Below are 15,187 nucleotides of genomic sequence, written 5' to 3'. Positions count from 1 at the left end.
TCAGACTGCTTTGTTCTTGTTGTAAACGTCGAAGAAGACAGCAGCCAAAAGCACGAGGCCCTTGATGAGCTGCTGGTAGTCGATGCCGATACCCATGATCGACATGCCGTTGTTCATGACACCCATGATGAAGGCGCCAATGACTGCACCGGTAATCTTGCCAACGCCGCCGGATGCCGAGGCGCCGCCGATGAAGCAGGCAGCGATGACGTCGAGTTCGAAGCCGACGCCCGCCTTCGGCGTTGCCGAATTGAGGCGCGCCGCGATGATCATGCCAGCGAGAGCCGCAAGCACGCCCATGTTGACGAACGCATAGAAAGTGAGCCGCTCGGTGTTGATGCCAGAGAGCTTGGCCGCCTTCTCGTTGCCACCCAGCGCATAGATCCGGCGACCGATGGTCGTCCGTGTGGTGACGAAGGAGTAAAGCGCAATCAGGATGCCCATGACGACGAGCACGTTCGGCAGGCCGCGATAGGTTGCCAGCTGATAGCCGAGGAAGATCGCGACGACGCTGATGATGCCCATCTGCACGGCGAAGAAGACGAAGGGTTCGTTTTCAGTGCCGTGCTCTTCGTTCAGGCGACGATGCTTCATGCCGTTGAAGATCGCCAGAGCCACGAGCAGCACGACGACGATGATGGCGACATGGTTTGCGATACCCGTCGTTGCAGTGTCCGTCAGCGGCAGGAAATCCGGGATGAAGCCGGTCGACAGCAGGGTGAATTCCTTCGGGAACGGACCGATTGGGCGCCCCTGCAGGACCACATAGGTGAGACCGCGGAAAACCAGCATGCCGGCAAGCGTCACGATGAAGGACGGGATCTTCTGATAGGCGACCCAGTAACCCTGGGCAGCGCCCATGATGCCGCCAAGCATCAGACACAGCGGAATGACCAGCGAGAAATGCCAGCCCCATTTGACCAGCATGATCGCCGATATGCCGCCGATGAAGGCGACGATCGAGCCGACCGACAGGTCGATATGCCCCGCCACGATGATCAGCAGCATGCCGAGCGCCATGATGACGATGAACGAGTTCTGCAGCACCAGGTTGGTGATGTTGACCGGGCGGAAGAGGACGCCATTGGTCAGGAATTGGAACAGCAGCATGATGACGACGAGCGCCAGCAGCAGTCCGTATTCGCGGATGTTGTTGCGCAGGTAGTCGCCCACGGAGACCTTGGGGGTTTCGGTTCTTGTGTCGATGGCCATTAGTGTTTCTCCCCAGAGCGCATGATGGCACGCATGATGGACTCTTGGCTTGCTTCTTCCTTGGACAGTTCCGCGACGATGCGACCTTCGTTCATGACGTAGATGCGGTCGCAGGTGCCGAGCAGTTCCGGCATTTCCGATGAGATCATCAGAATGCCCTTACCTTCGGCGGCAAGCTGGTTGATGATGGTGTAGATTTCGAATTTCGCGCCAACGTCGATGCCGCGGGTCGGCTCGTCGAGGATCAGGATCTCCGGATTGGTGAACAACCACTTCGACAGCACGACCTTCTGCTGGTTGCCGCCGGACAGGTTGACCGCTTCCTGATAGATCGAATGCGACCGGATCCTGAGCTTCTGCCGGTAATCGGCAGCCACCTTGGCTTCCTTGCGATCGTCGATCACTGTGCCACTGGACACGCCATTGAGATTGGCGAGCGTGGTGTTTTCCTTGATATTGTTCTGCAGGACGAGACCGAGATGTTTGCGGTCTTCCGTCACATAGGCAAGACCCGCACCGATCGCCTTCGGGATGGTCGAGACGTCGACCGGTTTACCGTGCATCCACACATCGCCGGTGATCTTGTGACCCCAGGACTTGCCGAAAATGCTCATCGCCGTCTCGGTGCGGCCGGCGCCCATGAGACCGGCGATGCCGACGACTTCGCCAGCCCGAACGTTGAAGGCGACATCATGCAGGAACTGGCGATCACGGTGGTTCTGATGGAAGACGTTCCAGTTCTTCACTTCGAGAAGCATCTCGCCGATCTTCGGTTCGCGCTTCGGATAGCGGTCTTCCATGTCACGACCGACCATGCCCTTGATGATCCGGTCTTCCGTGATTTCCTGCGTATGACAGTCGAGGGTTTCGACCGTGCCGCCATCGCGAATGATGGTGATCTGGTCGGCGACCTTTCGGATTTCGTTGAGCTTGTGGGAGATGATGATCGAGGTCATCCCCTGTTTGCGGAATTCCATCAGAAGCGTGAGCAGCGCGTCCGAATCCGTTTCATTGAGCGAAGCGGTTGGCTCGTCGAGGATGAGCAGCCGGACCTTCTTTGACAGCGCCTTGGCGATTTCGACCAGCTGTTGCTTGCCGACGCCGATGTCGGTGATGCGCGTGGACGGAGGATCCTTCAGGCCGACCTTCGCCAGCAGCTCTTTCGTCCGCGCGAAGGTCTGGGGCCAGTGGATCACGCCATTGTCGGCGATCTCGTTGCCGAGGAAGATGTTTTCGGCGATCGACAGGAGCGGCACGAGCGCCAGCTCCTGGTGAATGATGATGATTCCGAGTTCTTCGCTGTCGGAGATCCGGCCGAAGCGACGGACTTCGCCGTCGTAATAGATATCGCCGTCATAGGTGCCCGCGGGATAGACGCCGCTCAGGACCTTCATCAGCGTGGACTTGCCGGCACCGTTTTCGCCGACCAGCGCGTGGATCTCTCCCTCGCGCACCTTGAAGCTGACATTGTCCAGCGCTTTCACGCCGGGGAATGTCTTTGTGATGCCGCGCATCTCGAGAATGATGTTGTCCATGTACAGAATTCCTGCGCCAAGCCAGCGATCCTACCTGGATCCAGCCGGAGGCGCGAGCTCCCTCAATGCGTATAGAAAAGGGGTCCGCGACGGATCGCGGACCCGGATGCGATCCGAAGGATCAGTTGTCGATCTGCTCGGCCGTGTAGTAGCCGGCATTGACCAGAACGTCCTTGGCATTGGCCTTGTCGAGAGCGACAGGCTTCAGCAGGTAGGACGGAACGACCTTGACACCGTTGTTGTAGGTCTCGTTGTCGTTGATCTCGGGCTCCTTGCCTTCCATGATGGCTTCTACCATCGAGACGGCAACCTTGGCGAGTTCGCGGGTGTCCTTGAAGACGGTCGAGTACTGCTCGTCGGCAAGCATCGACTTGATCGAGGGCAGTTCGGCGTCCTGACCGGTAACAACCGGCATCGCCATGTCGCCCGAACCGTAGCCTACGCCCTTGAGAGCGGACAGGATACCGATGGAGAGACCGTCATACGGCGAAAGAGCGCCGTGCAGCTTGTCTTCGGTGTAGGTCGAGGACAGCAGGTTTTCCATACGAGCCTGGGCAACAGTACCGTCCCAACGCAGCGTACCGACCTGGTCCATGCCCTGCTGGCCGGACTTGATCACGATGTCACCGCTGTCGATGAGCGGCTGCAGAACCGACATGGCGCCGTCGTAAAAGAAGAAGGCGTTGTTGTCGTCAGGCGAACCGCCGAAGAGTTCGACGTTCCACGGCTTGGTGTCCGGGAACTTGGCCTTGAGGCCATCAACGAGGCTGGTTGCCTGGAGAACGCCGACCTGGAAGTTGTCGAAGGTGGCGTAGAAGTCGACATTGCCCGAGTCACGGATCAGGCGGTCATATGCGATGACCTTGACGCCGGCATCAGCAGCCTTCTGCAGGATGTCGGAGAGCGTGGTGCCGTCGATGGCGCCGATCACGAGAACCTTGGCACCCTTGGTGACCATGTTTTCGATCTGGGCCAGCTGGTTCGGAATGTCGTCGTCAGCAAACTGCAGGTCCGGCGTGTAGCCAGCGTCCTGGAACAGCTTTTGCATGGTCTCGCCATCGGAAATCCAGCGGGTCGACGTCTTCGTCGGCATTGAAATGCCGACCATGCCCTTGTCCTGTGCGAAGGACGCGGGCGCGAATGATGCGATGCCGATTGCGAACGACGCAATCAGGGCGCCAAGTTTCTTCATGGTAACCTCCCTGGTCATACCGTGCGAGGCCAAGCTCCTCCTGGCACTCGCTGAAACAAGAACGAGCGGCTGACACGGCAGCCCCCAGCTCCGTGGCGAGTCTTATCGTGGCCAATATACCGATCAAATGATTATTTTGACTTTCTGCATACCATGGTTGATATGTCCTTTATGACCGAGATTCATGTCCACCGATTGCAGCCGAAGCACCTGAACCTCATCCGCTCGATTGCCGAGCTCGGGCAATTAAGCTTGGCCGCTCAGGAACTTGCGCTGACGCAGCCTGCGGCTTCCCGCATGCTGGGCGAAATCGAACGCTATGTCGGGTCACCGATTTTCGTCCGCACACCGAAAGGCATGGAGCCGACGGCCGTCGGCAGCGCACTCGCCCGCCGGGCTCAGAACGTGCTGGAGGAAATGCGCGAAGCTGCCCGCGAGGTCGAAGCCATTCAGCGCGGCTTGACGGGAAAGGTCAGGATCGGCGCCGTCACCGGCGGCGCAGTCGGTTACGTCGTGCCTGCCATCCGCGCGTTGAAGGCTGAAGCCTCCACCGTCGATATCCATGTCGACGTTGCACCGAGCGGCGAGATGATCCGCGATCTTCTGTCAGGCCAATACGACTTCGTTCTCGGGCGCATCCCGTCCGGCATCGACGCGCGGCAGTTTCATGTCGACGGCGCGACCATGGAAGAGGTCGAGATCGTCGTGCACCGCAGTCATCCGCTGGTCAACGTGGACCGACTCAACATCTCGGACATGGCCCATTTCCCCTGGGTCATGCAGGCGCCCGGCACCCCGCTGCGCCAGGCGGTGGAAAATGTCTTCATCGAGGAAGGTGCCCCAATCCCGCGCAACATCGTCAACACCACATCTCTTCTGGTCATGATCGCGATGCTCGCCTCGTCCAACGCGATCGCTCCGATGTCGCGTGAAGTCGCCGATCTACTCTGTCGACAGACCCCCGTCGGCGACCTGACCACGCTCAAACTCGATACGCCGATCGAAGTGACGCCCTATCATCTGATCACCCTGAGCGGCAAACGTTTGTCGCCGATCGCCGCAAGGCTGCGTGAGCTGCTGCTCAGTCGGTTCCTCAGCAGGGGGCGCTGAGACCATGGTCGCGGGACCCCGATAAGCTTGCAATTTCGGGCATGTCAGGCACACTGTCACCCAGCCGTCATAAATCGCAGCTCATGGAGCATTGATGACAGAGCAGCCGGAAGGGCAGCGCCGTGAAGACGAGGGAGCCGAGAAGAGCGCCACCGGCGTGGTTGATCTCGGCATCTACAGACAATCCCTCGACCCTCTTCCCGTCACGTTCCATCGCCGCGAACTGGACGCGATCCTCTGGATCTATGGCCGCATGGTCGGCGAGGGTGAATGGCGCGACTATGCGATCGATCACCTCAAGGATCGCGCGGTCTTTTCCGTCTTTAAACGGTCAGGTGAATATCCGCTCTACCGGATCGAAAAGAACCCGAAGCTTGCCGCCAAGCAAGGCGCCTTTTCGGTTGCGGCCACGGATGGCCGGATCCTGAAGCGCGGTCACGATCTGCGACAGGTCCTCAAGGTTTTCGACAAGGCGCTGAAAGCCCTCGACTGACGATCAGGGCATCGTGCCGGGATAGCTGGACAGATCGGGCATGGTCGAATTGCCCTCGCCCAGCGCTTTCTGCATGAAGACGGTGTCGAGCCACAGATCATGCTTGAAACCGGTACCCACCAGCCGTCCGGCGGGCTCGAAGCCACAACTGCGGTGCACGGCCATGGACGCCTCGCTCGCACCGCCGATGACGGCGACCATCTGGCGAAAGCCCAGCTTCTCGCACTGGATCAGCAATTCCCTCAGCAGGGCCTTGCCGACACCGCGGCCACGGGCGGCGGGTGCGATATAAATCGAATCTTCGACGAGCCAACGATAGGCGGGGCGGGTTCTGAAGGCCGAAGCATAGGCATAACCGGCGAGCGATCCCTGTTCGTTGATGGCGGCGAGATACGGATAGCCCTTGACCTTGAGGGCGGCAAATCTCGCCGACATTTCGTCTAGATCGGGCGCAACGAGCTCATAGCTCGCGGTTCCATTGACCACAGCGTCCGCGTAAATCGCAGTCACCTGCGAAAGGTCATCAGGGATCAGATCGCGAATTTCGAGATTCATGCAATTACTCCGGTCAATCTCCTTCTTTATCCACGCGCGGAGAGGCGAGACAAGCGCCGGCGTGTCATGGTGACATCGCCGTCACCGAGATGGCCTTCGCTTTTCGCCTGAGCTGGCGGTCAGTCGGCTTGACTCGTGCTGAAAACCTTGTAATTCCTCGCCGCGAAGAGGAATTCGGTCCATGCACGCTTTCGGGCAACCCTTTGCGGTCTTCCACCTCCTGCAGCAGTCTGCTGCCGGTGGCGCATGCCTTTCTCTTGCATCCACGACCAAGGCCAAAACGACGACGAAAACCGTCTGACGTCTTCGGCCACCGCTCTCTCCCCGGCACGGCCGGGGACAAGGAAGGTTGCGTCTGTTCGCGAACTTCCCCCTCACCATCCGCGGAGAGACAGAAAGAGAGCATAGACATGGGTTTCAAGATTGCAGTCGTAGGCGCAACCGGCAATGTCGGGCGCGAAATGCTGAACATCCTCTCCGAACGCGGTTTTCCGGCATCGGAAGTCGTGGCACTCGCATCGGCGCGTTCACAGGGCACGGAAGTCTCCTTCGGTGACAAGGTCCTGAAGGTTTCCAACCTCGAGAACTACGATTTCTCCGATACGGACATTTGCCTGATGTCGGCCGGCGGCACGATTTCGCAGAAGTGGTCGCCGAAGATCGGCGCACAGGGCTGCGTTGTCATCGATAACTCCTCGGCCTGGCGCTACGACGCCGAGGTTCCGCTGATCGTTCCGGAAGTCAATCCGGACGCCATTGTCGATTTCAAGAAGCGCAACATCATCGCCAATCCGAACTGCTCGACCGCCCAGCTCGTCGTGGCCCTGAAGCCGCTGCATGACGTGGCCAAGATCAAGCGCGTCGTCGTATCGACCTACCAGTCGGTTTCCGGCGCCGGCAAGGAAGGCATGGACGAACTGTTCACGCAGACCCGCGCCGTGTTTGTCGCCGATCCGGTGGAATCGAAGAAGTTCACCAAGCGGATCGCCTTCAACGTCATTCCCCATATCGATAGCTTCATGGAAGATGGCTATACGAAGGAAGAGTGGAAGGTTCTGGCCGAGACGAAGAAGATGCTCGACCCGAAGATCAAAGTGACCTGCACAGCCGTGCGCGTACCGGTCTTCATTGGCCATTCGGAATCCGTCAACATCGAGTTCGAGAACGAGATCACCGCAGACCAGGCACGCGACATCCTGCGCGATGCCCCGGGTTGCCTTGTCATCGACAAGCATGAAAACGGCGGCTACATCACGCCCGTCGAATGCGCCGGCGAAGACGCCACCTACATCTCGCGCATCCGCGAGGATGCGACGGTGGAAAACGGTCTCAATATGTGGGTCGTCTCCGACAACCTGCGCAAGGGTGCAGCCCTCAACGCCATCCAGATTGCCGAGTTGCTCGTCAATCGCGGCTTGATCAAGCCCCGCACGGCCGCTTGATTCATCAAAGCAGAGGCTTCCTGATCGAACGCGGGAAGCCTCGCACGGCGCTTTCAGCTGAAAGTGATCCGATTTGAGACCTTCGCGGCCCTACATTAGCTTACGACGGATGACAGAGTCATCTTTCACTGGCATGGTGCGGCCGAATCGCCCCTCCACAGTCTGTTATGAGGCATCAATGCGACTGACATCCACTTTGTCGGCGGCTCTCGTTTCCGTCGTCGCGCTGTTCGCCGGCACGCAACACGCCGCCGCTGCTGCTTGCAGCAACACCTCCGCTGGCTTTGAAGAATGGAGCTCCGCCTTCAAGCAGCAGGCCGCCGCCCAGGGCTTCAGCCCCCGCATGCTCGACAGGGTTTTCTCAACGGTCAGCTATAGCCGCAGCACGATCAGTGCCGACCGCGGTCAGAAGAGCTTCAAGCTGTCCTTCGACCAGTTCATGCAGAAGCGCGGCGGGCAGACAATCATCAACCGCGGCAAGACGATGAAGAAAAACAACGCCGCGCTCTTCGCACGACTTGAGCAGCGCTATGGCGTGCCCCCCGGCCCGCTGATCGCCATCTGGGGCATGGAGACGGGCTTCGGCTCCTTCCTTGGCAAGGAGCACACCCTTTCGGCCGTCGCCACGCTCGCCTTCGATTGCCGCCGCAGCGCATTCTTCACCGACCAGTTTTACGCAGCGCTGGAACTTGTTCAGGCCGGCAACCTCGACGTGAACGCCAAGGGCGCAGCCCACGGCGAAATCGGCCAGACACAGTTTCTACCGCGTAACGTCATTCGCTTCGGTGTCGACGGTGACGGCGATGGCCATATCGACATGGTCCGTTCGCGCGCCGACGCTCTCGCATCGACAGCAAACTTTTTGCGTGGCCACGGCTGGCAGCCAGGCGCCGGCTATCAGCAGGGTGAGCCGAACTACGCCGCCATTCAGGGCTGGAATGCCGCAGGCGTCTACCAGCAAGCAATTGCCTATATCGGCGCGCGGATCGACGCCGAATAATCGACAAGCAAACGGCGGCCATGAGCCGCCGTTTCGCATTTCAGGTGATGCAAGCGCCTGACCGGCTGATCAGTTGTTCGGCTCTGCTCCGAGCCGCTCGAAGTCCTTGGTCTTCGGGTCCATGACCCACAATTCCCCATTGCTGATGTCGAACCAGGCACCGTGGATGCGCAGTTTTCCGCGCTCCTCGAGGATCTTCACGCACGGGAATGTCCGCAGATTGGCAATCGAATTGCGGATGGAGATGCGCTCAAGCGCCGTCTGGCGCTCGGCTGGGGTCATGGTCGAATTACCCTGGATCTGCTCGGCGGCGGGCGCGACGAGGTTCATCCACTTGCCGATGAAGTCGCCTGGCGAGAGCGGCTCCGCGTTCGGGTCAAGGGCTGCACGAATACCGCCGCATCGCCCATGGCCCATCACGATAATGTCCTGCACACGCAGCGCCTGAACGGCGAATTCAAGGGCGGCCGAGGTCGAGTGATACTGGCCGTCCGGTTCGTAGGGCGGCACCATATTGGCGACATTGCGGACGACAAAGAGCTCGCCCGGAATGGAATCGAAGATCACCTCGGGCGCTGCCCGGGAATCGCAGCACGCAATCACCAGCGTATTGGGCTTTTGCCCCTGCTCGGCGAGCGCCCGGTAGCGATCACGCTGATCGTGATACCGGCCGCTCATGAAGTTGCGATAGCCGTTGAGAAGTGCGGAGGGAAATTGGCTCATCGCTACCGATTACAGCGCGTGAACGGCGCTGGCAACTGATTGCAGCCACAGAATTGCCTGGGAAATCAGGGCCGGGTGCTGGGCTTACGCGGGGCCGGATGCAGCAGGCGGCGCATCTGTACCATGGCCATGGGCGTCGAAAGGCTGGTGGCGTCACTCTCCAGAGTAAGCTCGTCACCGCAGCGCTTGGCAGTTTGCATCAGAATTTCGAAGACACTGGCCGTCGCCAATTGCAGCGCCTTTTCTTCGTCCAGGCCTTCGAGAAGACGTGCCAGAAAGACGGCGGCGAGAAGATCGCCCAACCCGTTTGGCGGATTGTCGATAAGCCGGTGTTCGGCAAGCAGAGCCGATCGGCCACTCAGCAGGAGGTTTCCCGTCCCCTTCGCCATCATTGGCACTGCGGAGGTGACAAGCATGCGTTTCGGTCCGAGATCGCCTGCCGCTTCAATGATGGCCTGGTTGCTTGGCAGTTCGCGCCCTGCCAGCCACTGCAGTTCGTAGCGATTGGGTGTCGCAAGATCGGCAAGCGGAATAAGCTGTTCTCGAATGGCCGTTGCAGTTTCGACTGGAACGTAAAGCCCTCCGAGATCGCCGATTACGGGGTCGCAAACATAGAGCAGATCCGGATTTTTCTGTTTGGCAGCCTCAACGAGACGAGCGATAGCGGCTGGCTGGCGAGCGCTGCCGAAGTACCCGGACAAGATTGCCGAGACCTCACCCAGCCATGGCGCCCTGATCAGGTCATCGATCACGCTGTCGAAGTCGTCATCGGGAAATCGTAGGCGCGTTGCCGGACCATGTCCCGGATGCCAGGGAAGCACGACTGTCGGAAGTGCCCAGACCGGCCGGCCGAGGACTTCCAGGGCGAACACGGCGGCTCTGTTGCCCACGGATCCTCGGACCACATGGCTCGAAATGACGATGACGGCACCCTTGCTCTTTTCGCGCATTTTATGTGATTCGCTTTCTCACCCGGCAATCGAACTGGCAAAGCACCATCTGGTGCAAAAATTTCCTGAATTTTATGAATTTGACCGCATATTTTCGCCTGATTTTTTCCTATTTCTGTTCCATACATACTTTTGCAAGCCATTTGCGTGAAGATGACGCGCAAAGGCGCGATTTACGGAGGGGTACATGGGCAGGACCGGGTTCAGCAAGCGGGATGAATTGCTGGAAAATGCGCAGCAGTTGGCGCGAGAACAGGGCGGTGCCTATGTATCGCCCAAAGTCATATTCGGAAGAGGAAGCAACGACGACCTGGATCGCTACAACGCGTCCATGCTGGCACGATCGGCCTCAAGAGCCGCGAGTGACATTACGTGTTGGGATCGCACGACGCCCCATATCAGCATCGATCCCATTGAGGGTGTGAGCCCGAACGGCATTCCGGTCAGCGTTCTCTCCATCGTCGACCACAACAAGTCCTTCCTCTACGATTCGCTGATGGGCGAGGTGACCAGCCACTATCGCGACATCTATATGGCGGTCCATCCTATCCTTGCCGTAACACCGCGCGGTGACATCTCGCTCTCCAACCCGGATTCAGATCCTGAAGGGGCTATCAAGGTCAGCTACATCCAACTTCATCTTGCGCCGCTCTCAGCGGAGCAGTCCGCCGATCTGATAGGGCGGCTCCAGAACGTGCTGGCGCAGGTCAAGATGGCAGCGACCGACTGGAAGCCCATGCTGAACCTGCTGGAAACAGTGCTTTCCGAGCTTCGGGACCTGTCTGCAGGACGGACCGAAGCCGAGCGCGACGAGGCGGTTGCGTTCATCGAGTGGCTGCGCAACAACAATTTCACCTTCCTCGGCATGCGCGAATACACCTATTCGGGCGACGGAGCGGAAGCGACCGTTGAGCGCGAGAAGGGCAGCGGCCTCGGCATTCTCTCGGACCCCGATGTTCGCGTGCTTCGCCAGGGGCAGCACCAGGTCACGACCACCCCCGAGATCCTCGCCTTCCTGCAAGGTCCCGACTACCTCATCGTCACCAAGGCGAATGTGAAATCCGTCGTCCACCGCCGCGCCTACATGGATTATATCGGCATCAAACGCTTTGGTCCGAACGGCAAGGTCGCGGGCGAGCTCCGCATCGTCGGCCTGTTTACAGCCACTGCCTATACGCGCTCGGTCAATCAGATCCCCCTTTTGCGCGCCAAGGTCGAGAAGGTCGTCTCCCACTTCGACTTCGACCCCCGCAGCCATTCCGGCCGCATGCTGCAGAACACGCTGGAAAACTATCCCCGCGACGATCTCTTCCAGATCACACCGGACCTGTTGGCGAAATTCTGCGAACAGATCAACGATCTCTCGGAGCGCCCGCGCGTTCGCGTCTTGCCGCGCATCGACCATTTCGATCGTTTCGTCTCGCTGATCGTTTACGTGCCCCGCGAAGACTACAATTCGATGGTTCGCGAGAAGATCGGCCTCTACTTCCAGTCCGTCTACAACGGGCATGTTTCAGCCTTCTATCCGGCCTTCCCTGAAGGCGGCGTGGCCCGCGTGCATATCATCATCGGCCGACGCGAGGGAGCGACACCTCAAATCCCTCAGGCGGTCCTTGAGGAGGCGGTGCGCCAGATAACCGCGCGCTGGACGGATCGGTTCACGGCCCTTGCCGGCAAGGGCGCTCCGACGCTTGAAGTGGGGCAGGCATTCGAGGAAGCCTTTACCCCGGAAGAGGCGGTCAGCGATCTCAAGCACATCAAGGCCTGCATCGCAGGAGCCCCGCTGTCGCTCGAATTCCACCAGGTGACGGACGAGCGCGGCCCGCTTCTCTATCTCAAGATCTTCCACGTGAGTGATCATCTTCCTCTGTCCCGTCGTGTGCCTCTGCTTGAAAACCTCGGATTCCGGGTGATCAGCGAACGCACGTTCGACATCGGCATCGGTCGCTCCGACGACGAGCAGCGTTTCATCGTTCTCCACGACATGGAACTGCAGGTTCCAGATGGGGTGAACTTCGACATCAAGCAGCATGCGACACAGGTGGAAGAAGCCTTTCTTGCCGCCTTTACGGGTGCGGTCGATAATGACGCATTCAACCGCCTGATCCTGGCGGCAAGCGTCACTGCCCGCGAAGCATCGGTGCTGAGGGCTTATGCCGCCTATCTCCGTCAGGCAGGCGCGGTCTATTCGCTGACCTACATGGCGGAAACGCTGACCAAGCACCCGGCCATCGCAGTCGACCTGGTAGCCCTCTTCAAGAACCGCTTCGATGTCTCGCTGGCGGAGAAAAGCCGCAAGAGCCGCCACGCAGAACTGCTTGACGCACTGGAAAGCAAGCTGAACGACGTGAAGATCCTCGATGAGGACCGCATCGTGCGGCGCTACATCAATGCGATCGAGGCGACACTCAGAACCAATTTCTTCCAGAAGGGCTATCAACAGAGCGATCGCCCGATGCTTGCCTTCAAGTTCGATCCGCAGAAGCTGGAAGGCCTGCCCGAACCGCGTCCGTTCCGCGAAATCTTCGTCTACGGCGTCGAGGTCGAAGGCGTCCATCTGCGCTTCGGCAAGGTTGCCAGAGGCGGTCTGCGCTGGTCGGATCGCGCGCAGGACTACCGCACGGAAGTGCTGGGCCTCGTCAAGGCGCAGCAGGTCAAGAATGCCGTAATCGTGCCGGTCGGTGCGAAGGGCGGCTTCTTCCCCAAGCAGCTCCCGCCTGCGACCAACCGCGAAGCCTGGTTCGCCGCCGGTACGGAAGCCTACAAAACCTACATCCGCACCCTCCTGTCGATCACCGACAACATCGTTGCCGGTGAGATCGTCCCGCCAGCGAACACCCTCCGGCCGGATGGCGACGATCCCTATTTCGTTGTTGCCGCCGACAAGGGCACGGCGACCTTCTCGGACACGGCGAACGGTCTGGCCCAAGAAGCGGGCTTCTGGCTTGACGATGCCTTCGCCTCAGGCGGTTCCGCTGGATACGACCACAAGAAGATGGGCATCACCGCCCGCGGCGCCTGGGAAACGGTCAAGCGCCACTTCCGGGAAATCGATACCGATATCCAGACGACGCCGTTCACTGTGGCGGGCGTCGGTGACATGTCGGGCGACGTCTTCGGCAACGGCATGCTGCTCTCGGAAAAGATCAGGCTGATTGCAGCTTTCGACCATCGCGACATCTTCATCGATCCCAACCCGGATCCGGCCACCTCGTTTGCCGAGCGCAAGCGCATGTTTGATCTGCCGCGTTCCAGCTGGCAGGACTATGACCGCTCGACGCTGTCGGCTGGCGCGATGATCATTTCTCGTGCCGAGAAATCCGTCAAACTCACCCCGGAAGCGGCTGCGGCCATCGGTCTTGAAACGACCACCGCCACGCCGATGGATATCATGACGGCAATCCTCAAGGCGCCGGTGGATCTCCTGTGGTTCGGCGGTATTGGCACATACATCAAGGCAGCAGCCGAGACCGATGCCGAAGTCGGTGACCGCGCCAATGATGCAATCCGCGTCAACGCAGCCGATGTCCGCGCCAAGGTCATCGGCGAAGGCGCCAATCTGGGCGTGACCCAGAAGGGCCGCATCGCCTACGCCTTAAACGGTGGCCGCTGCAACTCCGATGCGATCGACAACTCGGCCGGGGTGAATTCCTCGGACGTCGAGGTCAACATCAAGATCGCCTTGAGCCCGGCCATGCTGGAGGGGCGTCTGCCGCGGGAGAAACGCAATGTGCTGCTCGCCGAGATGACGGACGAAGTGGCAGATCTCGTTCTGCGCAACAACTACCTCCAGTCGCTGTCGATCTCGCTCACTGAAGCCAAGGGTGCCGGCAATCGCGAAGAGCTGAGCCGGCTCATGGATTATCTCGAGGGCATGGGGCGCCTCAACCGCAAGGTCGAGACACTTCCGGATTCCTCCGCTGTTGCGGAGCGCTATGTCTCGGGCAAGGCGCTGACGCGACCGGAAATCGGCGTGCTGCTCTCTTATGCGAAGATCGTGCTCTTCGATCAGCTGATCGACTCGGACCTTCCGGACGACAGCTATTGCGAGGCGACTCTGTTCAACTACTTCCCGGCCGCCATGCGCGACAGCTTTGCGAGCGACATCGCCGGTCATCGCCTCCGCCGTGAAATTATCGCGACGGTTCTCGCCAACCACGCCATCAATCGTGGCGGCCCCGGCTTTGTCGTTTCGGTCTGCGACGCGACGGGGAGCTCGCCGGACACCGTCGTCAAGGCAGCACTGGTCACCCGCGAGGCGCTCGGTCTGACGCCGCTCTGGGACAAGATCGACGCCCTGGACGCCCGCATCCCGGGGCAGACCCAGAACCGGCTCTATGCGATCATCTCCGAGATCTATGCGGCCATGACCCGGCTGCTGATCGACACCGGCTACGTGAAGGGTTCGATCGGCGATGCCGTGGCGCAGTTGAAGGCCGCGGTCGCTTCGGCGTCACCCGTGTTCAAGAAGACGGTTCCGACCGCCCTTCGTCAGCACTTCGACGACCAGATCGCTGCCCTGATCGAAGCCGGCGCACCGGAAGCATTGGCATCCGAGGTCGTCAATCTGCAGACGATGCAGCTGCTGCCCGAGATCCTGCAGATTGCCGAACGCACCGGCACCGATTTCGCCGGTGCCATGCGCGGCTTCTTCGCAGTCTCCGAAGCCTTCCGCATCGGCCGGATCATCGAGAATGCGGGACGGATCCAGACGGCCGACCACTACGACAGCCTGGCGTTGACACGCAGCCTCGACCGAATCGGTCAGGCGCGCAGACAGATCGTCTGTGTGGCGCTGACGAGCCACGGCAAGGAGCCGCAACCGGTTCAGGCGTGGATTGCGACGGACAGAAACCGCGTCGAGCGGATCGGCAAAGAACTGTCGTCGATCGTCGACAGCGGCGAACCGAGCATTTCCAAGCTCGCTGTCGCCGCCGGGCTTCTGGGTGATCTTGCACAGGACCACGTGAGGTGA

Annotated in this window: 11 protein-coding genes; 5 read left to right on the top strand and 6 right to left on the bottom strand. The window is 60.0% G+C overall.

All coding sequences use genetic code 11. The features are described 5' to 3' along the window. The 3 genes from mmsB to chvE form a co-directional block, all read right to left on the bottom strand. Positions 1–1,212 (bottom strand): multiple monosaccharide ABC transporter permease, encoded by a 1,212-nt coding sequence (mmsB, locus tag ACQKP1_RS18800; RefSeq protein WP_006724247.1) that lies wholly within the window; start codon positions 1,210–1,212, stop codon positions 1–3. Further along, positions 1,212–2,747 carry a multiple monosaccharide ABC transporter ATP-binding protein gene (mmsA, locus tag ACQKP1_RS18795; RefSeq protein ID WP_006724246.1) on the bottom strand — a complete coding sequence of 512 codons (1,536 nt, stop codon included), beginning with the start codon at positions 2,745–2,747 and terminating at the stop codon, positions 1,212–1,214. The genes mmsB and mmsA overlap by 1 nt, the downstream gene beginning before the upstream one ends. Before the next feature lie 121 nt (positions 2,748–2,868). Further along, positions 2,869–3,939 carry a multiple monosaccharide ABC transporter substrate-binding protein gene (gene chvE / locus ACQKP1_RS18790; protein WP_427276546.1) on the bottom strand — a complete coding sequence of 357 codons (1,071 nt, stop codon included), beginning with the start codon at positions 3,937–3,939 and terminating at the stop codon, positions 2,869–2,871. Positions 3,940–4,110: 171 nt separating this feature from the next. Here chvE and ACQKP1_RS18785 point away from each other — a divergent pair, with 171 nt between their 5' ends. Together ACQKP1_RS18785 and ACQKP1_RS18780 are read left to right on the top strand one after the other, a co-directional pair. Further along, the gene (locus ACQKP1_RS18785) at positions 4,111–5,049 is read left to right on the top strand and encodes a LysR family transcriptional regulator (RefSeq protein ID WP_427276545.1); all 939 of its coding nucleotides are present in this window, start codon (positions 4,111–4,113) and stop codon (positions 5,047–5,049) included. A gap of 94 nt (positions 5,050–5,143) precedes the next feature. Further along, positions 5,144–5,542: a DUF2794 domain-containing protein gene (locus tag ACQKP1_RS18780; protein ID WP_203018712.1), complete on the top strand. Its 399-nt coding sequence runs from the start codon at positions 5,144–5,146 to the stop codon at positions 5,540–5,542. 3 nt (positions 5,543–5,545) lie between these two features. Here the strand turns inward: ACQKP1_RS18780 and ACQKP1_RS18775 are convergent, their stop codons facing one another. Beyond that, the gene (locus tag ACQKP1_RS18775) at positions 5,546–6,097 is read right to left on the bottom strand and encodes a GNAT family N-acetyltransferase (RefSeq protein ID WP_203018714.1); all 552 of its coding nucleotides are present in this window, start codon (positions 6,095–6,097) and stop codon (positions 5,546–5,548) included. A gap of 410 nt (positions 6,098–6,507) precedes the next feature. On the opposite strand from ACQKP1_RS18775, the gene ACQKP1_RS18770 reads away from it, so the two are divergent. Both ACQKP1_RS18770 and ACQKP1_RS18765 read left to right on the top strand, forming a co-directional pair. Continuing rightward, the gene (locus tag ACQKP1_RS18770) at positions 6,508–7,539 is read left to right on the top strand and encodes an aspartate-semialdehyde dehydrogenase (protein ID WP_203018716.1); all 1,032 of its coding nucleotides are present in this window, start codon (positions 6,508–6,510) and stop codon (positions 7,537–7,539) included. A 178-nt stretch (positions 7,540–7,717) separates the two neighbouring features. Continuing rightward, positions 7,718–8,539 (top strand): lytic murein transglycosylase, encoded by an 822-nt coding sequence (locus tag ACQKP1_RS18765; RefSeq protein ID WP_427276544.1) that lies wholly within the window; start codon positions 7,718–7,720, stop codon positions 8,537–8,539. A 69-nt stretch (positions 8,540–8,608) separates the two neighbouring features. Here the strand turns inward: ACQKP1_RS18765 and ACQKP1_RS18760 are convergent, their stop codons facing one another. Continuing rightward, complete coding sequence (locus ACQKP1_RS18760; RefSeq protein ID WP_203018720.1) at positions 8,609–9,262, bottom strand: carbonic anhydrase; 654 nt, start codon at positions 9,260–9,262, stop codon at positions 8,609–8,611. Between the two features lie 65 nt (positions 9,263–9,327). Then, the gene (gene pdxY, locus ACQKP1_RS18755) at positions 9,328–10,212 is read right to left on the bottom strand and encodes a pyridoxal kinase PdxY (protein ID WP_427276543.1); all 885 of its coding nucleotides are present in this window, start codon (positions 10,210–10,212) and stop codon (positions 9,328–9,330) included. Between the two features lie 187 nt (positions 10,213–10,399). Between pdxY and ACQKP1_RS18750 the strand changes: the two genes are divergently transcribed. Then, the gene (locus ACQKP1_RS18750) at positions 10,400–15,187 is read left to right on the top strand and encodes an NAD-glutamate dehydrogenase (RefSeq protein WP_427276542.1); all 4,788 of its coding nucleotides are present in this window, start codon (positions 10,400–10,402) and stop codon (positions 15,185–15,187) included.

The sequence above is a fragment of the Allorhizobium sp. NPDC080224 genome (assembly GCF_050281005.1).
Lineage (GTDB): Bacteria > Pseudomonadota > Alphaproteobacteria > Rhizobiales > Rhizobiaceae > Allorhizobium.
Note: the sequence above shows the minus strand (reverse complement) of the source record. Positions and strands in the feature narration are given on the sequence as shown.